The sequence below is a fragment of the Leifsonia virtsii genome (genome assembly GCF_030433675.1).
Classification (GTDB): Bacteria; Actinomycetota; Actinomycetes; order Actinomycetales; family Microbacteriaceae; genus Leifsonia; species Leifsonia virtsii.
On the sequence record NZ_JAROCB010000004.1, the window covers coordinates 330359 to 348604 of the forward strand.

At 69.4% G+C, this 18246-nt stretch carries 20 protein-coding genes and 1 tRNA gene; 8 read left to right on the top strand and 13 right to left on the bottom strand.

Features of this window, described 5'->3' with window-relative positions:
* Positions 1 to 224: 224 nt before the first annotated feature.
* Positions 225 to 626 (top strand): hypothetical protein, encoded by a 402-nt coding sequence (locus P5G59_RS15655; protein WP_301219921.1) that lies wholly within the window; start codon positions 225 to 227, stop codon positions 624 to 626.
* Between the two features lie 71 nt (positions 627 to 697).
* A tRNA-Pro gene (locus P5G59_RS15660) sits at positions 698 to 771 on the top strand.
* 356 nt (positions 772 to 1127) lie between these two features.
* Here P5G59_RS15660 and P5G59_RS15665 read toward each other — a convergent pair.
* From P5G59_RS15665 to P5G59_RS15680, 4 genes are all read right to left on the bottom strand, one after another.
* The gene (locus P5G59_RS15665) at positions 1128 to 1745 is read right to left on the bottom strand and encodes a hypothetical protein (protein ID WP_301219922.1); all 618 of its coding nucleotides are present in this window, start codon (positions 1743 to 1745) and stop codon (positions 1128 to 1130) included.
* The gene (locus P5G59_RS15670; RefSeq protein WP_301219924.1) at positions 1742 to 3382 is read right to left on the bottom strand and encodes a NucA/NucB deoxyribonuclease domain-containing protein; all 1641 of its coding nucleotides are present in this window, start codon (positions 3380 to 3382) and stop codon (positions 1742 to 1744) included. The genes P5G59_RS15665 and P5G59_RS15670 overlap by 4 nt, the downstream gene beginning before the upstream one ends.
* A 465-nt stretch (positions 3383 to 3847) precedes the next feature.
* On the bottom strand, positions 3848 to 5221 hold the full coding sequence (locus tag P5G59_RS15675) for an MFS transporter (RefSeq protein ID WP_301219925.1): 1374 nt from the start codon (positions 5219 to 5221) through the stop codon (positions 3848 to 3850).
* Positions 5218 to 5784 carry a TetR/AcrR family transcriptional regulator gene (locus P5G59_RS15680; RefSeq protein WP_301219926.1) on the bottom strand — a complete coding sequence of 189 codons (567 nt, stop codon included), beginning with the start codon at positions 5782 to 5784 and terminating at the stop codon, positions 5218 to 5220. Before P5G59_RS15680 ends, P5G59_RS15675 begins: the two co-directional genes overlap by 4 nt.
* A 110-nt stretch (positions 5785 to 5894) precedes the next feature.
* Here P5G59_RS15680 and P5G59_RS15685 point away from each other — a divergent pair, with 110 nt between their 5' ends.
* Together P5G59_RS15685 and P5G59_RS15690 are read left to right on the top strand one after the other, a co-directional pair.
* Positions 5895 to 6227 (top strand): hypothetical protein, encoded by a 333-nt coding sequence (locus tag P5G59_RS15685; protein ID WP_301219927.1) that lies wholly within the window; start codon positions 5895 to 5897, stop codon positions 6225 to 6227.
* Positions 6227 to 7993: an APC family permease gene (locus P5G59_RS15690; protein ID WP_301219928.1), complete on the top strand. Its 1767-nt coding sequence runs from the start codon at positions 6227 to 6229 to the stop codon at positions 7991 to 7993. Before P5G59_RS15685 ends, P5G59_RS15690 begins: the two co-directional genes overlap by 1 nt.
* 16 nt (positions 7994 to 8009) lie before the next feature.
* Here the strand turns inward: P5G59_RS15690 and P5G59_RS15695 are convergent, their stop codons facing one another.
* The 5 genes from P5G59_RS15695 to P5G59_RS15715 all read right to left on the bottom strand — a co-directional run bounded on the left by P5G59_RS15695 (position 8010) and on the right by P5G59_RS15715 (position 11155).
* Positions 8010 to 8483: a hypothetical protein gene (locus P5G59_RS15695; RefSeq protein WP_301219929.1), complete on the bottom strand. Its 474-nt coding sequence runs from the start codon at positions 8481 to 8483 to the stop codon at positions 8010 to 8012.
* On the bottom strand, positions 8474 to 9049 hold the full coding sequence (locus tag P5G59_RS15700) for a hypothetical protein (RefSeq protein WP_301219930.1): 576 nt from the start codon (positions 9047 to 9049) through the stop codon (positions 8474 to 8476). The genes P5G59_RS15695 and P5G59_RS15700 overlap by 10 nt, the downstream gene beginning before the upstream one ends.
* Before the next feature lie 122 nt (positions 9050 to 9171).
* On the bottom strand, positions 9172 to 9927 hold the full coding sequence (locus P5G59_RS15705; protein ID WP_301219932.1) for a hypothetical protein: 756 nt from the start codon (positions 9925 to 9927) through the stop codon (positions 9172 to 9174).
* A 166-nt stretch (positions 9928 to 10093) separates the two neighbouring features.
* Positions 10094 to 10312 carry a hypothetical protein gene (locus P5G59_RS15710; protein WP_301219933.1) on the bottom strand — a complete coding sequence of 73 codons (219 nt, stop codon included), beginning with the start codon at positions 10310 to 10312 and terminating at the stop codon, positions 10094 to 10096.
* A gap of 63 nt (positions 10313 to 10375) precedes the next feature.
* On the bottom strand, positions 10376 to 11155 hold the full coding sequence (locus tag P5G59_RS15715) for an HNH endonuclease family protein (protein ID WP_301219935.1): 780 nt from the start codon (positions 11153 to 11155) through the stop codon (positions 10376 to 10378).
* 90 nt (positions 11156 to 11245) lie between these two features.
* On the opposite strand from P5G59_RS15715, the gene P5G59_RS15720 reads away from it, so the two are divergent.
* The 3 genes from P5G59_RS15720 to trxA are packed head-to-tail and all read left to right on the top strand — an operon-like array spanning position 11246 to position 13948.
* Positions 11246 to 11812 (top strand): PadR family transcriptional regulator, encoded by a 567-nt coding sequence (locus tag P5G59_RS15720; protein ID WP_301219936.1) that lies wholly within the window; start codon positions 11246 to 11248, stop codon positions 11810 to 11812.
* A gap of 5 nt (positions 11813 to 11817) precedes the next feature.
* Positions 11818 to 13530 carry an ABC1 kinase family protein gene (locus tag P5G59_RS15725; RefSeq protein WP_301219937.1) on the top strand — a complete coding sequence of 571 codons (1713 nt, stop codon included), beginning with the start codon at positions 11818 to 11820 and terminating at the stop codon, positions 13528 to 13530.
* A gap of 37 nt (positions 13531 to 13567) precedes the next feature.
* Positions 13568 to 13948: a thioredoxin gene (gene trxA, locus P5G59_RS15730; RefSeq protein ID WP_301219938.1), complete on the top strand. Its 381-nt coding sequence runs from the start codon at positions 13568 to 13570 to the stop codon at positions 13946 to 13948.
* A gap of 69 nt (positions 13949 to 14017) precedes the next feature.
* Here trxA and P5G59_RS15735 read toward each other — a convergent pair whose 3' ends face one another.
* The 4 genes from P5G59_RS15735 to P5G59_RS15750 form a co-directional block, all read right to left on the bottom strand.
* The gene (locus P5G59_RS15735; RefSeq protein ID WP_301219939.1) at positions 14018 to 15007 is read right to left on the bottom strand and encodes a hypothetical protein; all 990 of its coding nucleotides are present in this window, start codon (positions 15005 to 15007) and stop codon (positions 14018 to 14020) included.
* Positions 14997 to 15158 carry a hypothetical protein gene (locus tag P5G59_RS15740; protein WP_301219940.1) on the bottom strand — a complete coding sequence of 54 codons (162 nt, stop codon included), beginning with the start codon at positions 15156 to 15158 and terminating at the stop codon, positions 14997 to 14999. The genes P5G59_RS15735 and P5G59_RS15740 overlap by 11 nt, the downstream gene beginning before the upstream one ends.
* On the bottom strand, positions 15155 to 15454 hold the full coding sequence (locus tag P5G59_RS15745) for a hypothetical protein (protein WP_301219941.1): 300 nt from the start codon (positions 15452 to 15454) through the stop codon (positions 15155 to 15157). Before P5G59_RS15745 ends, P5G59_RS15740 begins: the two co-directional genes overlap by 4 nt.
* A gap of 190 nt (positions 15455 to 15644) precedes the next feature.
* Complete coding sequence (locus P5G59_RS15750; protein WP_301219942.1) at positions 15645 to 16652, bottom strand: LacI family DNA-binding transcriptional regulator; 1008 nt, start codon at positions 16650 to 16652, stop codon at positions 15645 to 15647.
* A 250-nt stretch (positions 16653 to 16902) separates the two neighbouring features.
* Here P5G59_RS15750 and P5G59_RS15755 point away from each other — a divergent pair, with 250 nt between their 5' ends.
* Positions 16903 to 18219, top strand: coding sequence for an ABC transporter substrate-binding protein (locus P5G59_RS15755; RefSeq protein ID WP_301219943.1), 1317 nt, complete (start codon positions 16903 to 16905; stop codon positions 18217 to 18219).
* Positions 18220 to 18246: the final 27 nt, after the last annotated feature.

The window sequence follows — 18246 nt, forward strand, 5'->3', positions numbered from 1 at the left end:
TGGGACACGTCCGGGCGCCCGCGCGCGCCGTTTTTTCGGCCGGCGCTCAGCGGCGCAGTGCCGGCGGGATGGGTGTGCCTTCGGGTGGCGCGCTCGTCCCGCCGGCACGAAGTCGTCGGTGACGCGATCGTGATGTGCGCGGCGCATGCCGCTGTTTCTGCCTCGGTACGCTGAGGGCGATAAGTGCAGAACTGCACGATTCTCGGGGGAGAACAATGAGCTCTATGAAGTGGGTCGCTACCGCGGCCGCAGCGCTGACCGCCCTCGCGCTGGCCGGGTGCGCGGGAGGCGGGCCCGCGGCGTCGCCGCAGCCGACCGCGACCGTGACGTCAACGGTGACGGCGACGCCGGCCCCAGCGGCCCTGTCGCCCGACGACCCTCTGGATGCGCTGACGGCATGGACCGTGTGCTTCGCCGTCGCACAGGCGAAGGCCCCGGACGCCAAGCCGTACCCGTACGACCCGGCGCATCCGGCAGAACAGCAGCCGGACGGCACCTGGAGCGTCTTGGTCGGCTACCCGGTCGACCCGCCGACCGAGGGCTCGAAGAGCGTCATCGTCGACTGCGAACTGAAGGGCACCCGGGGCGCGCCGGAACTCGTCCACGTCACCATGAAGGACATCTGACCCGGTGTCCGCCGCCCCTCCGCCGACACGGTAGGATGGTCGAGTTGCCTCGCCGCTCGCGGTGCGGCGAACGGGCTGTGGCGCAGTTTGGTAGCGCACTTGACTGGGGGTCAAGGGGTCGCAGGTTCAAATCCTGTCAGCCCGACGTTCTGAAATGACAAGAGGCCAGGCGGCTCGCTCTGCGAGCAACCTGGCCTCTTGTCATTTCAGAACTCGCTGCGGACTATTGGGGTCCCCGCCCGCGAGGGGCCCCGGGCGCCGATCCTCGCTCTGCGAGGCTCGGCGTCTGGGGTAGCGGGTGGGGCGCAGCCCGCGACGCCCGTGGAGAAGGCGCCTGGTGCCCTTCCTTCATACCTGCCGCATCGCCTGCGATCAATGCAGGCGATCTGCACCCCTGGGAAACGAGTTCGTGTCATCTTCACACTCTTGGTGCAGGAGGTCGCATGAGAATACACGAGCACGGGACCGCATCACTGGCCCATTCGATGACGAGAGCTCGTCTTAGTAGTGGGCTAAATCTGTCAATCGCCATTCGAGCGGAAACCGTGAGATATCACGGTGCCATGCGCCGTCGCTCCCTGGGAATGTCCACCCCTTGGCGCGGGCGAGAAGCCACCAGGTTACTGGGGTACATAGCGACACCACTTGGTTTGTCACGTCTCCCGCTTGCGTGCCCGAAATGCCGTCTACGCCGCGTACGTGTGGCAGGGCTAAGCGGGTGTCACAATTGATAGCCATCCCCGCAGGGGATCCTCCCGCAAGCACTATCCAGTCGGGATTCCACTCGTAGTCTGCGAGACCCAACGGCATTGTCTTGAACATGCCCACGCTAGTCTCCAGGCTGATCTGATCGAGCGCCGGAGACCGATACGCTCCGAATTTGAGGCCGTTGTGCCAGCCCCACCACACCAACGCTTCTTCCGGCGGTGTCAGGCCGATCTCGCCCAAACCATCGACAATCTGTTGGCGGCCGATCCCCGGATTTAGCGAATCGTCGACGGGAATGCCGAGCCGCCTGGTTTCAAAAGAAAGGGCGCCCAAGAGTTCTGATAGCAGCTCTGGCGACGCCGCTTCGACCGTGAGGCCGTCACTTGCTCGATAGGTGGTGGGTAGGATCATGGCTTGCACCATACGGAGGTGGGTGCGCTTGGAACCTGGGCGTCGTTCGAGCCCGGAATCGGAACCACGACGAACCTGTGACCCGACGAGGATGTCGGCGAGCTAACGCCGCAAACGTTGTAGAAATGAAGCAGATACTGGCCCTCGCCCAGATTGTCTCTCCGGTCGATGAGTTTGAGGGATGCTTTTTCGGCTGTTCCACCCTCCTTAGTCGACACGTAAGGGTATTCATCACAATTTTGTAGCTGACCGTCGTAGCTCGTATTGCAGGGATAGGTGCCCGAGTACCACCCCGACGGAGAACGGCTTGCTGCGTCAGCCCACGTCAACTCAGCCGGGCGCGACCCCGGGTTGTTGGTGCCTGGATCCAAGGTCCCGAGGATTGCGTTGAAGTCGTGAACGGTTGCTTCGCCCAGGTCGGCACCCGGTGAAAAGATCGGCAATGTGGAGCACGAGGCAGTGATGTTCAGGGCGACGCACTGCTTCGCAACGGTGCGCGCTGCGTTGCCTTGGCTGCCCGTTCCCAGTGAGTAGTTCGGGGTGTCCCAGTGATCCCAGCCCCGCTTCATAAGCTCGACGAAGAGCCTATCTTCCGACGTAGGTGAGGTCTGACCGTCTACAGTGCGCCCCGTGCCCGGATCGCCGTAAGCGCGACCAGCTTCTGGTTCACCCGCATTGAAGGTGGGACCATACGGATAGCATTCGCTGAGCGGTACGGGATGACCTCCGTAGGTGCAGTTGTAGTCGCTGCCGCGGGAGGGATCATCGATCCATCCCGCACAGTTCGTTGAGTAGTAGAAGCAACTGGTGAAGTTCTTCTTCAGGTCGAGTTTGCAGCCGCCGTCGCCGCACTCGGGGTAGTTCTGTTTCCACGCACGATAGCTGCCTGTGGTGGATTGATCGAACACGAGAATTTGCCCGCCAGAAGCTGCGGGGCTCGAAAGATAGATCTGCGCCCTGGCCGGCACTGCTCCGGCGGGAACGGCGGGGCATGAAGGCGCTTCGAGTTCCCCCGAGCCCTCGCTACCAGCATCGGACGTGTTTGAAACGGTGGACCCGTCGGTCATTGTGATGACGCACGTGAAGGAGCGTTTGATATCCAGCCTCACTGTTCCATCAGCTGCGAGCTTCTCAGCACCGAGTTGAGAAATCCATGCGACGGGCACGACCCCGGGTTGCGTGCCAATCTCTCCCGCGTACACCATCGTGTACGAAGTGGCGCCCGGAACCAGAGGGCAGGCGGAGGCGGGATTTGGCGCCCAGTTGGGGCCGCCGCCATACCACTGGCTCGCTGAAGTCGGATCCGCGTCGGCGTCGGTTGCTACACGCGGTATTGGATTGCTCCAGGATGACGGCCCGAAGTCCGAGCTGGAGGCGCAATAGTAGGCGCTCTCGGAGTTGTAGGGGATCATGGGTCCGCTGGTCAACTCGCCGCAGACGGCGCCCACGCAGCTTTCGCTGCCCAAAGCGAAATTGGCGACTGCGGAAAGGTCAGCGTTCAATTGCTGCTTCATCTGCTGCGACAAGTTCCACGAGTGGCAATCCGTGAACGAGATTGCTGACAAGACTTGATTTGGAAGCTCGAAGCCGGCTGGCGTCGTTCCGCATAGATCCTGGTCGTGAAACACGCCGAGCATGTGCTCCGCGTTTGCCGCGAGAAAGACCGCCGCGAGTCCAGCTCCAATAGGAATCGATGCTGACCCAGCAGCGACCTCGGCGGTGCCTAGGCCAGTTGCTGGGATCAAGAGTGCGCTGCCCGCAGCGCTCTCAGCGGTTACGCCATTCGCTAGAAGAGCGCCGTACTGCGCCTCGGAGAGAAGCGTGCCGGACCCCGCAGCCGCGGCAGCTAGGACGGAACCTGGCACGACGAGTTGATACTTGTCGAGGCCTGAGCCTGTAGGCGGGTCATCTGCGGCGGCAGGTGGCGAGTAGCTCGCTAGCGTTGCTACCGCAACGACTGTAGAAGCGATTACTCCATTGAGAGCGCGGTGGAAGCGCACTTTCTACCCCCGGATCATCGTGACTCGACAAGAAGCGATATTCGTTGCCAACCGTATTTGCTGCGTCGATGGCGTCGCGCCCCCAATTTGCGTGTGGTGAAATCACACCGCCTGGGCGGCCTCCGATGCGCGCGCCCGCAGCGCCGTCCCCGCGATCACAGCGGTGCAGCAGGTGATCACCAGCACCGCCGCGACGTACCCGACACGAGCATCCGCGAGCGCCGCGAGCGCCCCCAGCACCGCGATCCCCACGGCCTGGCCCACCTGCCGGGACGTGTTGTAGATCCCCGAGGCGAGCCCTGCGGACTCGGCCCCGAGCGACACGCTCGCGGTCCTGTTCAGCGCGGTCGAGTAGATCGCGGTGCCCGCACCGACGACGAACTCCGCGGTCACGAGCACCCACCACTGCTGGACGCCGAGCGCGCCGAGCAGCATAAGGGTTCCGGCCGCGGCGGCCCCGGATCCGATGAGGATCATCCGGCGGTTTCCGCGTCGCAGCAGGGCCGGGTTGACGAGCACGCCGGCCAGGATGGTGCCGAGGGCGAACGATCCCAGCAGCAGGCCGCCCGTGAGTGCCGAGACGCCCCACGCCGTCTGTATGTACAGGGCGAGGAAGAACTGGAGCCCGTAGGCGCCGAACTGGAAGGCGAAACCGCCGACGACCGCGCCGGCGAAACCCGGGCTGCGGAACACGCCGAGCGGCATGATCGGGGCCTTCGCACGGTGCTCGACCAGGACGAAGACGGCGAGCAGCAGCACGCCGCCCAGGAGGAGGATCCAGGTGAGTGGCGCACTCGCGTCCCGGCCCGCCTCGATGAGTCCGGCGACCACGGCCACGAGTCCCGCGGTTCCGATGAGCTGGCCGGCCAGGTCGAGGCGGGGGCGGTCGCGCCGGGCGCGCGGGTGGTCCGCCCTGCCCACGAGGGCGGCCGCGGCGATCGCGATGGGCGCCGTGAGCCAGAACACGGCACGCCAGCCGGCCGTGTCGGTCAGGAGGCCGCCGAGGAACGGCCCGACGGCCATCCCGGCGCCACCGAAGACCGTCATCATGTTCACCGCGGTCGAACGGTGCCCGGGGTCGTCGAAGCTCTTGCCCACCAGGGCGAGGACCATCGGGAGGAGCAGCGCGGCGAACACGCCCTGCGCCGCGCGGCAGGCTATCAGCACCCCGATCGACGGGCTGAGCGCGCACGCGGCGGAGGCCGCGGCGAAGCCAATCGCGCCGACACGGAACAGCCTCTCTGCGCCGACCCGGTCGCCGAGGCTCCCGCCGAGGAGGAGCAGGGACGCCAGCGGGAGCGTATACGCGTCGACCACCCAGGAGATTCCTCCCGCCTGCGCGTTCAGGTCGTCCGCGATCCTCGGCAGCGCGAGGTTCAGCGCGCTGCCGTCCAGGGTGATGACGATCCAGCCCAGGTAGATCGCCCAGCCGCGCGCCGACCATGCGGTGCGGACGGGCGCCGCGATCGCGGTCACGCGCGCGCTGCTTCGAGCAGGGCCAGAACGCCCTCGACCGCGTCGTCGAAGACGGCGGCGTTCTGTGCCGCGCGCGCCAGCACGTAGCCGCCCTGCAGAGCCGCCGCGACCGCCGCCGCCGTGCGGACCGGGTCCAGGTCTGCACGGAACTCGCCGCGCTCGACCCCGTCGGTGATGACAGCGGCGAGCTGCCCGCGGATCCACGCGAACATCTCGCCCACCTCGGTCCGAAGCGCGGGGGAGTCGATCACCTCGGGCTCCTGCACCAGGCGTCCGAACTGGCAGCCCTTCATCACCGCTTCGTGGTCCCGTGTCAGGTACGCCCGCACCCGCTCGACGGCGCTGGACCCCGAGCCGAGGGAGGCCCCGACCTGGGCCTTCATCTGCTCGGAGTTGCGCTCGATCGCAGCCTGGGCGAGCGCTTCCTTGCCCTGGAAGTGGTGGTACATGCTGCCCTTGCCGGCCCCGGCCGCATCCAGGATCTCCCTCGGGCTCGTCGCTCCGTAGCCGCGTTCCCACATGAGTTCCCGTGTGGCCTCGATCAGGTCGTCTCGCGTCGTCATGGTGGCAACTGTACCTACCTCCAGGTACAAAGTCCACACGAGGCCTCGACCCTACGCCGCGGGACCTAAGCCCTAAGGCCCCCGTCCTCGCGGTACGGATACTTCCCGTAATGAGCGGTCGCCGCCGGCGGGTACCCGACCCCTGGCCCTCCGCGAAGGCGCAGAAGGAGGTGGCGCGCATGATCGGCAGCTCTCCGGAGGATCTCACCGTCGACCACGACGTCGACCCGGACGCCCCGACCCGCACCGACGACGGCTTCGCCGTCCCGTACCTGCGACCGGGGCAGTACATCTCGCTGGTGCACTGGTCGCGGTCGCGCGACGGGTGGCGGTACAGCACCATCCTGGTCCAGTACGTCTCGCGGGACGACGGGCGCTGGAACGTGCTGCTGCGCGGGAAGGCGGCCTCGCTGTCCCGCGGCGAGTGGGCGCTGTTCTGCTGATGTCCGCGCTGCGCCCACCCACCCCCGGCGACCCCACCGGGCAGGAGCCGGAAGGCAAGGGCCTCAAAGGCGGCGCGCTGGGGCTGCTGTCGAGCGTGGTCGTGGGGGTCGCGTCCACCGCGCCGGCGTACAGCCTCGCGGCGAGCCTCGGCTTCATCGTCGTCGGCGGGACGCTCGCGGCCGGCGTGAAGGCACCGGGAATCGTGCTGCTGGCGTTCGTGCCGATGTACCTCATCGCGGTCGCCTACCAGGAGCTGAACAAGGCCGAGCCGGACTGCGGCACCACGTTCACCTGGGCCACGCGCGCGTTCGGCCCGATCACCGGGTGGATGGGCGGCTGGGGGATCATCGTCGCAGACGTCATCGTGATGGCGAACCTGGCGCAGATCGCCGGGCAGTACTCGTACACGTTCGTCGGCAGCTTCGGGCTGCCGGGCGTCGCGGACCTGGCCAACAACGACGTCGCCGTCACGATCGCGGGGCTCGTGTGGATCGCGCTGATGACGTGGATCTGCTACCGCGGCATCGAGGTCTCCGCCCGGGTGCAGTACGTGCTGCTGGGGTTCGAGGTCGTCATCCTCATCCTCTTCGCCGTGTTCGCGCTGGTGAAGGTCTACACCGGCAACGCCGAGCCGTACTCGCTGATCCCGCAATGGTCGTGGTTCAACCCGTTCACGCTCGACTTCGGGCAGACGATCGCCCCGGCGCTGCTGACCGCCATCTTCATCTACTGGGGTTGGGACACGGCGGTGTCGGTCAACGAGGAGACGAAGGACCCGGGCAAGACGCCCGGGCGGGCGGCCGTGATCTCGACGCTGCTGCTGCTCGCCACCTACGCGCTGGTCACCGTGGCGACGGTCGCGTTCGCGGGCGTCGGCGACAAGGGGATCGGGCTGGCGAACCCGGCGAACTCCTCCGACGTGTTCTCTGCGATCGGGCCGACCCTGTTCGGCAGCGGACCGGTCGGGACGATCCTGATGGCACTGCTCGGCTTCTCCATCCTCACCTCGGCGTCGGCCTCGACGCAGACGACGATCCTCCCGACCGCCCGCACGGCGCTCTCGATGGCGGTCTACAAGGCCATCCCGGAGCGCTTCGCCCGCATCCACCCGCGCTTCCTCACCCCGACCTGGTCGACGATCGGGATGGGGCTGGTCTCGGCGCTCTTCTACCTGATCTTCACCGCGATCAGCGTCAGCCTGCTGAACGCCCTCATCGGCTCGATCGGCCTGATGATCGCCTTCTACTACGGGCTGACCGGGTTCGCCTGCGTCTGGTTCTACCGCAAGACCCTGTTCCGCAGCGCGCGCACGGTGATCTTCCGCGGGCTGTTCCCGCTCGCGGGCGGCCTGATGCTGCTGGCGGTGTTCTGTTACGGCGTCTACAACTTCGCTCAGCCCGACTGGCTGACCGACGACGCCGGCAAGAACGTGACCATCTTCGGCATTGGCGCGGAGGCGGTGGTCGGCGTCGGAGGGCTGCTCCTGGGGGTTATCCTCCTGGTGATCTGGCGGATCGTCCGGCCGGACTTCTTCCGCGGCCGCACACTGCCGCGGCGCTCCGACGACCTGGTGCTGACCGCGCAGGGCACCGAGGCGGTGTTCGGCCTCCCCGACTCCCGTACCCCCGCGACGGTGATCGCGCCCGACCTGTCCAACCTGCCGCCGGGGCAGCAGGCGCTCAACGCGGAGACGGGGGAGCCGGTTGCCGAGCCCGCGGAGCTGCCGCCGGCCGACACCGAGCTGCCGCGGGACCCGCGGGACTGACCGTCCGGTCGGCGGATCAGGGTGTGGGGACGATGATGCTGCCGTCGTCCGCGCCGCCGACCTGGAGGGTGCCGTCGTTGCGCACGAGCACCGCCCGGCTCCACTGGTCGGGGAACGGGCAGGGGCCTCCGGGCCTGCCGGGGATCCGCACCAGGGCGATGCGTTCGCTGCTCACGGTCGTGCCCGTCGCGTCCGTGATGGTGACGGCGAGGTCGTGTTTCCGGCCGTCGGCGTCGCCCCGCGGCACCACGATCTCGACGGTGTCCGTCGTGCCGTCCTCCCGATCGCAGGTGCCGTCGTAGCAGGCGTGGACGGTGCCCCCAGGATGCGCGTGATGCCAGCCCTGCGCATCCACACCGATGAGCGGCGGTCGCACGGCCGCTCCGGCGCAGAACGGCACGGGCGTGACGCAGCCGGCGAGCAGGATGCCGCTCGCGAGCAGCGCGACCACTGCGATCGCTCCGGTGAGGCGACGACGGGTCAGTCCCAAATGCTCGTCACCCCGGCGGCGAGCTCCCGCAGGCGGCCGCCGTCGAGGACCGCCCGGGTCTCGGGGATGCCCTGCTCCGGCCACTCCAGCACCACCTCCAGGGGACCCTCCGGCGGGAGCGGCCACAGCCAGAGGCCGTCGTAGGAACGGTAGTAGTCCGCAGAGCCCGAGCCGGTCTGGTCGGATTGGGTGAGTGAGCGCAACGGCGGCTCGTCGAAGGGGGAGCCGCCGCCGGGGAAGTCCAGCAGCACCTTCTCGCCGTCGCCCAGCGCGACGCCGTAGCGGAGGCGTCCCGGGTCACCCGGGCCGAGCGGACCGTGGAAGCCCCACTGCTCCAGCTGCCACTCCCGCTGCGTCAGGTCGCCCCGGCGGAAGTGCCGCTCGAGACGGAACTCCACGCCGCTGCGGAACACGCGAGCGCCGGTCAGCACCACGGCGACCCGCGGGGTGACCGCCATCCGCTCGCCGACGGACAGGAACACAGGCAGCTCGTCCTCCGGCGGCCGCCACCACGGCATCTGCTCCGTCGTGGGGAAGCCGCCGCTCTCGTCCGGTGGGGGATCCATGGGGAAGAAGTTCGACATCACGGCACCAGGCCACCACATCCGTCCGGCGCGCCGCAAGGACCGACGTGGCGCGCGAACGGCCCCGGCGCGGGGAGCGCCGGGGCCGTCGTCGTGCGCGAGGGTCAGTGCCCGGAGGCGAGAGCCTGCTCGGCCTGCTGCGCGAGCTGCTGGATGCCGTCGCCGTAGCCGCCCGCGAGCGCGGTGGCCGCGATCTTCTGCACGTCGCCCGTCCGCTCGGCGGCGGGCGCGGACGCCAGCTGACCGAGGTCGGTGCGCAGCGCATCCGGGAGCTTGGCCGCCAGCTGCGCGTCACCGGTCACGTCGACCGCGACCGCGGCGCCGGTGTCGCCCAGCTGCGGCGACGACAGGTCGCCCGAGCGCAGGTCGTCGAGAAGGCCCTTCACCCCGGAGAGGCCGGAGCGGTCGTCCCGTGCATCCTTCAGGTGCGTGGCCAGGTCCTTGATGGCGCTGCCGTACCCGCCGTCGAGTGCCGTGCGGACGATCTTCTTGGCGTCGGCCGTGCGATCCTTCGCCGCCGCCGTTGAGAGCGTCGTGACGTCGCGCTGGAGCGAGTCGGGCAGCAGGGCGAGCAGCGGCTTGTCGGCGATCACACGCTTGGCGAGCGCCTGGGCCTTCGCGCCGTTCAGGTGGCCGGCGAACAGGTCGTGGCCCGCATCCGTCGACACGTGCGCCTGCGCCGTCGCCGACGAGGACGAGCCGGAGCCGGAGGCACCGCCGTCGACCGTCGTCGCGAACGCGCCCTGAGCCCCCACCCCCACCAGGGCGGTCGCCGCGATGAGGGACGCTGCGCCGACGGCCGCCCGCTTGGCGGTGAAGGCGCTGCTCTTCCGAACGGAGGTGTTCTTCGTCTGAATCATGGGATCCTTTCCGTGCCCGCGCTGCGGCCGACCGGTGTGCCGGCCGCATCGGACCGCGGGCTCCGGCGACGATACGGACCCCGTCTGGACCGTTCGTGCGGACACCCTGCGAGGTCCCGAAGGGTGGTTGACCCGCCTCCCGGCGCGGTTTATCGGAGCGGATCCGTCAGGCCGTCCGCGCTCCCATCACCTGGCGGAGCGCCAGGCGCAGCTGCGCCTCGATGCGGCGCGCCTGCTCGCTGCTGACGCCGTCGTTGTCGTTGCGGCGCTCGGAGCCGCCGCAACGCTCGCCGTCGCGGGTGAAGTGGATGGCGAGCCGACCGTCGCCGAGAACCGGCTGCTGCTCGCCGCAGTGTGCGCATTCGGAGAAAGAGAACAGGCCCATGCTCAGACGTTACGCACCGCGTGTTTCCGCACGATTGCGGCGCGGAGACATCTCGATGACGGTTCAGCCCGCGGTCGGCGGGAGCCCGGACGGCTCGGCCGGCTGCGCCGGGCAGGTGGAGAGGATACGCGCGATCGCGTCATGCTCCGGGGGCGTGACCCACAGGCCGTAGACCGCCTTGACGGAGACCTGCCGGGCCACGTACTCGCAGCGGAACGCCTTGTTCGCCGGGAGCCACGTGGCGGCGTCCCCGGCGGACTTGCTCTGGTTGGCAGCGCCGTCCACCGCCAGCAGGTTGAGCGGGTCGTTGGCCAGGCGGACGCGCTGCTCGCGGCTCAACCGCTGCGCGCCGGTGACCCACGCGTTCTGCAGGGGGACCAGGTGGTCGATCTGCACGAGCGCGGAGGTCTTCTCGCCGCGCACGAAGTGGATGGTGCGCCCGGTGTACGGGTCGGCCAGCGTCCCGGAGAGCACGCGGCAGCCGCCCTGCCGGGCGGCGCCCGTGAGGTCGCGGGAGAGGATGTCGTCGCGGGTGTCGCAGCCGTTGCGGTCCACGTCCAGCCACGCCGCCCCGAAGTCCTCCGTGCGCTGGTACCCGGACGCGGGCGCCCTGCCCTTGACCGGCAGCGTCGCGAGCAGCGCGAGGGCCGTGCCGGCCGGGGCCGGAGCGGCGGTGGCGCTCGGAGCGGCGGTGGTGCTCGGGTCGGCCCCGCCGGTCGCGAGCGGGAGATCGCGGAGCGCCGTCGCGGCACCCGCGCAGCCCGTGGTGAGCAGCGAAGCGGCGAGGACGACGGCGGCGGCGAGCGTGCGGCGGGCGGGGGAGCGGCGGGGCGTGTTTCTCATCTGATTCGAAGGTAGCGGGCACGGCCGACACCTTCCGCCAGCCGTTCTAACGATATATCGTTAGATATCGCTGACGATCGGAGGATCATCATGTCCACCTCATTCCCCACCGGCGGCTTCGGCGCCCGCATGGACCCGGACGCCATGTGGCAGGCGTTCGAGCAGCTGCGGTCGACGTTCGAGAAGAAGGTCGGCTCCCGGATGGGACGCGGCGACGTCCGCGCCGCCGTGCTCTCCCTGCTGAGCGAGAAGCCGATGCACGGCTACCAGATCATCCGTGAGATCGAGGAGCGCAGCGGCGGCTCGTGGAAGCCGAGCGCCGGTTCCGTCTACCCGACCCTGCAGCTGCTCGCCGACGAGGGCCTCATCACTGCGGAGGAGTCGAACGGCCGCAAGACCTACGCGCTCACCGAGGAGGGCCGGGAGGTCGCCGCGAGCGAGGGAAGCGCGCCGTGGCTCGACGGCGGCGACACCGCCGACGGCACGGGAAGCCAGCGTCGCACGGCCGGTCCTGGCGCCCTGCCGAAGGCAGGGATGGAGCTGGCGCAGGCGGTCGCGCAGGTGCACCGCACGGGCACGCCCGACCAGGTGCAGGAGGCCGTGGCCGTGCTGGAGGAGGCACGCCGCAAGCTGTACTCGATCCTCGCCCAGGGCTGACCCGGGTGTCGGACCAGGCGCCGGCCGCGACGGGAGCGCCCGCGGCGACGCCGGCGACGCGTGCGCGCTACCGCCGCATCCTGCGCTTCGCCGGCTGGAACCTCACCGTCACCTGGTGGTACGAGCTGTTCCTGCCGCGCATCGGGCTCGCGTCGGTCGCCGCCCGCACCCGATCGCGCCGGATGCGGCGGTTCGCGCAGCGCTTCCACGCTCTCGCGGTCGACCTCGGCGGCCTGATGATCAAGGTCGGGCAGTTCATGTCCTCCCGGCTCGACGTGCTGCCGCCGGAGATCACCAGCGAGCTCGAGGGTCTGCAGGACGAGGTGCCGGCCGTGCCGTTCCCGGCCATCCGGGCGCTCGCGGAGGCCGAGCTCGGGATGCCGCTGGACCGCGCGTTCGCGTCCGTCGACGAGGTGCCGGTGGCCGCGGCCTCCCTCGGGCAGGCCCACCGCGGACGGCTGCTCCCGGAGCTCGCGGCCGACATCGGGCTGGACGCGGTGGTGCTGAAGGTGCAGCGTCCGGGCATCGACGCGATCGTGGACGTCGACCTCGCCGCCCTGCGCCGCGTCGGCCGCTGGCTGAGCCACGTGCGCCTGGTCTCCGACCGGGTCGACGCTCCCGCGCTGGTGGAGGAGTTCGCACGCACCAGCCTGGAGGAGATCGACTACCTGCATGAGGCGGCGAACTCCGAGCGCTTCGCCGAGGAGTTCGACGGCGACGCCCGCGTGGCGGTGCCCGCCGTCGTCTGGGAGCGGACGACCACGCGCGTGCTGACCCTGCAGGACGTGACCGCCATCAAGATCACCGATGCCGACGGGCTGCGCGCCGCCGGCATCGACCCGGCCGAGGTCGCGCCGGTGTTCGCCGAGGTGATGTTCGACCAGCTGTTCACGAACGGGTTCTTCCACGCCGACCCGCACCCCGGCAACATCTTCGTGACGCCGCTGCCCGAGGCGGCGGGGGAGCGGCCGTGGCGGCTCACCTTCGTCGACTTCGGGATGATGGGCGAGGTGCCGCCGGGCACCCGCAGCGGCCTCCGCAAGCTGCTGATCGCGGCGGCGTCCCGGGACGGCAAAGGTCTGGTGGACGCCATCCGCGACGTCGGCGTGCTGCTCCCGACCGCCGACACGGCCGAGCTGGAGCGGGCGATGACCCACCTGTTCGCCCGGTTCGGCGGCATGGGGTTCGCCGAGCTGCGCGAGGTCGACCCGCGCGAGTTCCGGGAGTTCGCCGTCGAGTTCGGCGACGTGGTGCGGTCCCTGCCGTTCCAGCTGCCGGAGAACTTCCTGCTCATCATCCGGGCCATGTCCCTCACCTCCGGCGTGTGCAGCGCGCTCGACCCGTCGTTCAACCTGTGGGACTCGGTCGAGCCGTACGCGGCGCAGCTGCTGCGCGACGAGCGCGGCAACCTCGGGCAGGACATCGCCAAGCAGGCGCTCGACAACCTGACCATCGCGTGGCGGCTGCCGAAGCGGCTGGACGACCTCGTCACGCGCATCGACGACGGCTCGATCGCGGTGAACGCGCCGCGCCTCGAGCAACGGGTCGGCCGGCTCGAGCGGGCGGCACGGCGACTGGTGGCGGGCGTGGTCTTCGGCGGCGTCGTGATCGCCGGGGCGATCATCCACACCACGGACCAGGTGCTCGGGGCGGTGTTCCTCGCCGCCTCGGTCGTGCCGCTGGCGTTCACCGTCTTCACAGGCCGCCGGGGAGGGTGAGCGGAATACCGCCTGGTCCGCCGGTGTTTCACCACACATGGCAACCACCGAGATCACCTCGACCAACCACGACCAGACCGTCGCCGACGGCATCGTGCTGCTCGACTTCTGGGCCGACTGGTGCGGCCCGTGTCACATGTTCGCCCCCGTCTTCGAGAAGGCGTCCGAGAAGCACTCCGACATCACCTTCGGGAAGATCGACACCGAGGCGCAGCAGGCGCTGGCGGCGTCGTACGGCATCCAGTCCATCCCGACGCTGATCGCGTACCGCGACGGCATCCCCCTGTTCTCGCAGGCCGGCGCCCTTCCGGGCGAGGCCGTCGAGGACCTCATCCAGCAGATCCGCGGCCTTGACATGACCGAGGTGCGGAAGCAGTACGAGGAGCTGAAGGCGAAGGCCGAGCGGCAGCAGAGCTGAGCCGAGCGCTCCCTCCGGAAGGCGCGGCCCCGTCGCGAGACGGGTGCCGCGCCTTTCCTGTTCCCGCGATCAGGCGAGGTCGCGCAGGCGCTGCTCCAGCGCCTCGGTCTCGATCGCGAGGAGGTCCTGCGGGCCGATCCGGAGTCGGCGGAGCTGCAGGTTGTAGACCGCCTGCGCGGCGTCGTCGGTGATGTGGAGCAGCTCCGCGATCCGAGCGAGTGCCGCTTGATCGTCGCGCGCGTCGCGGATGGCGTCGACGAGCTCCGGGAAGCGATCGCGCGCCGCGCGGTAGGCATGGAGGATGCGGAGGCGGTCCTCGGTCGCCTGGCGTTCATGGCCCGCGGGCGGCGGCGCCCGATGCGGCGACGGTCGGTGAGCGGCGATGAGCTCGGGGGTCAGCTCGATGCGCAGCGGCTCGGCGGTCGTCAGCCGCAGCGTCGGGGTGAACGCGTGGATGAGGTAGGGCCCAGGTTGCGCGTCCCGCCACTGCGAGGAGTCGATGCGGGCGTGGACGCGCAGGTAGTCGCCCGGATCGAGCGGGAGCGGGCGATCCTGCCCTGATGCCCAGGCGAAGAAGAAGCCGCCGCCGCTCGAGCCGCCGGCGGGGACGAGGGACGCGGTGGCGTAGAAGGAGTCGTCATCCGGGAACCAGCGCTCTGCGCCCTCGTTGACGATGTCGACGGCGAGCGCGTCCACGTCGAGCAGCTCCCGCGTGATCGCCGGCCAGCGGATGGCCAGCCCGGCCCGGCGCTCGGCGACGCTCCGACGGAGCGGCTGCGGGTCGGGCTGGACGGTGACGCGGGCGGGTTCCGTGCCGCTGACGTGCGCGAGGTGCCAGAGGCTGCGAGCAGGGTCGGCGGGGTGGCCGAGCAGGAGCGAACCCTCGCCGGTCGGCGCCTCCGCGAGCACGCGCCAGCCGTCGTCCGGTGTGGCGGGGGGCAGGGTCTCGGTCGGTGCGCCGATCCTCGTCAGGAGCGCTTGAAGCCGCTCGCCGTCGAGCGCGAGTGCCGACCGTTCGACGTCGTACGGTCCGATCTGCGGGGCGGTGTCATCCCTCACGCGGCTCCCCTTCGCCCCCTTGCTCCCCGGTGGACGCGGCATCCCGGATGCCGTGGGCGACCGCGCGGCGGACCGTCCAGTACAGCGCGTACAGGGCGGCCGCGGAGAGCGTCACCGACAGCGCGAGGCTGCTGAGCGGGTCCGATGTCACTGCTCGTCCAGCGCGGTCTCGGTCTCCGGTTCGCGGGCCGCGAGCAGCCGGCCGACGTACGCCATCACGACGGACGCGCCGATCAGTGCGACGCCGAGCGGCGTCAGCAGGTCGCCGACGATGCGGATGACGAGGCTGAGCAGCACCAGGAAGCCCTGGTCGACGCCTGTGGCCGAGCTGGGGTCCGGCATGAGCGAGTAGGAGAGTTGCGGCAGCAGCAATGTCAGCAGCACTCCGGCGAGCGCGAGTCCGATGCCCCACCACAGCACGACCTTCGGTCGCAGCTTCGATTCCATGACGTCCCCCTCCGTCGCAGTTGCAGCCGATCCTAGCGGCCCAGCGGCCCGCGGCGTCTGCTGCGAACGACTCCGTGCCTCCGCTTCGGTCGGAGATTCGGAGCTGGCAGCTTCGGATCTCCGCCGTAAGTCAGCCCGGACGGAGATTCGGATCGATTCGACGCTCAGCGGCGCGGCGCGGTGCGGCGCGTCAGCCGGCGCTGCTCTCGCGGACGACGAGTTCCGGCTGGTAGAGCACGTGGCGGGGCTGCAGCTCGGGGTCCTCCGCCTCCTGCAGCAGGATCTCGACGCCGGTCCGGCCGATCAGGGCGCTCGGCTGGCGCACCGAGGTGAGCGGGACGACGGAGGCGCTGGCGAACTGGATGTCGTCGTAGCCGACCAGGGCGATCTCCTGCGGGATGGCGAGCCGGCCGTTGATGAACAGCGACTGGAGCAGGCCGATCGCGAGCAGGTCGTTGGCGGCGAAGACGGCGTCGGGCCGGTCGGAGACCGGTCGTGAGGCGATGACGGCTCCGGCCGCGCGACCCTCCTGCACGGTGAGGGCTCCCACGTCGACCACCTCGAGCGTGACACCCGGGTGCTTCGCCACCTCCTGCCGCGCGCCGGCGAGGCGGTCGCGCACCTGGCGGATCTCGATCGGTCCGCCGACGTAGGCCAGCCGGCGGCGGCCGGACCCGATGAGGTGGGCCGCTGCGAGCGCACCGCCGGCGACGTCATCCACGGAGACCGAGCTGAAGGAGCTGTCGGTGCTGACCGTGTCCACGAGCACGGCGGAGATGCCGCGGTCGCGCATGCGGCGCAGCCGTGCAGCCGGGTCGCCGACGGGGGAGAGCAGCACTCCGCGCACGCGGAGCTCCTCGAACAGGCTCAGGTAGCCCGCCTCGCGGTCCTTGCGGTCGTTGCTGTTGCCGACGATGACCGAGAACCCGGCGTCGGCCGCAGCGTCCTCGGCCGCGGTGGCCAGGTCGGTGAAGAACGGGTTGCCGCCGCTGAGGGTGATCAGCCCAAGCGCCTGACTGTGGCCGAGGCGCAGCTGGCGGGCGGCCTCGTTGCGCACGTAGGAGAGCTTCTCCATGGCCTGCGTCACGCGTTCCACGGTCTCCGGCGCCACGAGCTCCGGCCGGTTGAGGACGTTGGAGACGGTCCCGACCGACACGCGGGCCAGCGCGGCGACGTCTTTCACGCTTGCCGAGGCCATCCGGTCCCCCTTCCGCTCGAATCCTATGCGATTTCGCCGTTGAATCGACGCAATGACGCGAGTGCGATGTCGGCGAAGTCTATCCACGCCGCCGCGGCGGATGCAACGAGGATTCAAGGGATTGAATCGTTACGAAAAACTTCTTGACGTCATCGCATCCCTGCCCCTATGGTTCGATGAAGCGTTTCAAAACCCGCCGCAACACACACCCGAGGCGAGGCGGCGCTTCAAAATACAAGGAGGTATTTGGATGTTCACTCGGAGGACGGCGACGAGGGTCGCCGCCATTCTCGGCGGGGCCGCGCTGCTCGGTGCAGCGCTCGCCGGCTGCTCGTCCAGCGGTGGCTCCGGCGGATCCACCACGATCTCGCTGCTCGCGGGCGGCAACGACCCCGTGAACACGCAGTTCGCGAACGATCTCGCCAAGGCGTTCCACAAGGCCAACCCCAGCATCACCGTCAAGGTCGAGACCCGCCCGGCCGGCACCGACGGCGACAACCTGATCAAGACGCGCCTCTCCACGGGCGAGATGAACGACGTCTTCCTCTACAACTCGGGCTCGCTCTTCCAGGCGCTGCGCCCGGACTCCCAGCTCCAGCCGCTCACCGACGAGGCCTGGACGAAGGACCTGACCAGCGACTTCAAGAAGACCGTCAGCACCGACAAGGGCCTGTACGGAGCGCCGTGGGGCACCACCTTCGACGGCGGCATCCTCTACAACAAGAAGGTCTACGAGAAGCTCGGCCTCAGCGTCCCGACCACCTGGGACGAGTTCATCAGCAACAGCGAGAAGATCAAGGCCGCAGGCATCGCGCCGGTCATCCAGTCGTACGGCGACACCTGGACCAGCCAGCTGCTCGTCCTCGCCGACTTCGCGAACGTGAGCGCCAAGGACCCGAACTGGGCCAAGGACTACACGGCCAACAAGTCGAACGCGAAGTACGCGAAGGAGCCGGCGCTGGCGGGCTTCACCCACACGCAGGAGATCTTCGACAAGGGGCTGATGAACAAGGACTTCGCGTCCCTGACCAACGTCAACGCCCTGAAGATGCTCGCCACCGGCGAGGGCGCGCAGTACCCGATGCTCTCCGCGGTCATCGGCAACGTCGTCCAGTCGAACCCCGACCAGGTCGATGACATCGGCTACTTCGCCGTGCCGCCGGACTCGGGTGAGCCCCACGCGACGGTGTGGGAGTCGAACGGCGCGTACATCCCGAAGTCGACCACCGGCGACAAGCTGACCGCGGCGAAGAAGCTCGTGGCGTTCATCAACTCGCCCACCGGCTGCGACCTGCAGAACAAGGTCGGCACGCCGGGCGGTCCGTTCGCGACGAGCGCCTGCACCCTTCCGTCCAACGCGCCCGCGCTGGTCAAGGATGTGCTGAAGTACCAGGACGACAAGAAGACCGGCCTGGCGCTGGAGTTCCTGTCGCCGATCAAGGGCCCGAACCTGGAGAAGATCCTGATCCAGGTGGGCTCGGGCATCTCGACCGCGCAGCAGGGCGCCGCCCTGTACGACCAGGATGTGAAGGCTCAGGCCCAGCAGCTGGGCATCAAGGGCTGGTGAGACCCCTCCGGACCGGCGATCCCCCCT

Bases quoted from the DNA above. Each gene is read 5' to 3' on its own strand.
- P5G59_RS15680 (WP_301219926.1), bottom strand. From the start codon at position 5,784: ATGACGACGCGAGACGACCTGATCGAGGCCACACGGGAACTCATGTGG.
- P5G59_RS15700 (WP_301219930.1), bottom strand. From the start codon at position 9,049: ATGGATCCCCCACCGGACGAGAGCGGCGGCTTCCCCACGACGGAGCAG.
- P5G59_RS15750 (WP_301219942.1), bottom strand. From the start codon at position 16,652: ATGGCCTCGGCAAGCGTGAAAGACGTCGCCGCGCTGGCCCGCGTGTCG.
- P5G59_RS15705 (WP_301219932.1), bottom strand. From the start codon at position 9,927: ATGATTCAGACGAAGAACACCTCCGTTCGGAAGAGCAGCGCCTTCACC.
- P5G59_RS15755 (WP_301219943.1), top strand. From the start codon at position 16,903: ATGTTCACTCGGAGGACGGCGACGAGGGTCGCCGCCATTCTCGGCGGG.
- P5G59_RS15720 (WP_301219936.1), top strand. From the start codon at position 11,246: ATGTCCACCTCATTCCCCACCGGCGGCTTCGGCGCCCGCATGGACCCG.
- P5G59_RS15715 (WP_301219935.1), bottom strand. From the start codon at position 11,155: ATGAGAAACACGCCCCGCCGCTCCCCCGCCCGCCGCACGCTCGCCGCC.
- P5G59_RS15685 (WP_301219927.1), top strand. From the start codon at position 5,895: ATGAGCGGTCGCCGCCGGCGGGTACCCGACCCCTGGCCCTCCGCGAAG.
- P5G59_RS15745 (WP_301219941.1), bottom strand. From the start codon at position 15,454: ATGGAATCGAAGCTGCGACCGAAGGTCGTGCTGTGGTGGGGCATCGGA.
- P5G59_RS15670 (WP_301219924.1), bottom strand. From the start codon at position 3,382: ATGCTCGGCGTGTTTCACGACCAGGATCTATGCGGAACGACGCCAGCC.
- trxA (WP_301219938.1), top strand. From the start codon at position 13,568: ATGGCAACCACCGAGATCACCTCGACCAACCACGACCAGACCGTCGCC.
- P5G59_RS15655 (WP_301219921.1), top strand. From the start codon at position 225: ATGAAGTGGGTCGCTACCGCGGCCGCAGCGCTGACCGCCCTCGCGCTG.
- P5G59_RS15690 (WP_301219928.1), top strand. From the start codon at position 6,227: ATGTCCGCGCTGCGCCCACCCACCCCCGGCGACCCCACCGGGCAGGAG.
- P5G59_RS15665 (WP_301219922.1), bottom strand. From the start codon at position 1,745: ATGATCCTACCCACCACCTATCGAGCAAGTGACGGCCTCACGGTCGAA.
- P5G59_RS15710 (WP_301219933.1), bottom strand. From the start codon at position 10,312: ATGGGCCTGTTCTCTTTCTCCGAATGCGCACACTGCGGCGAGCAGCAG.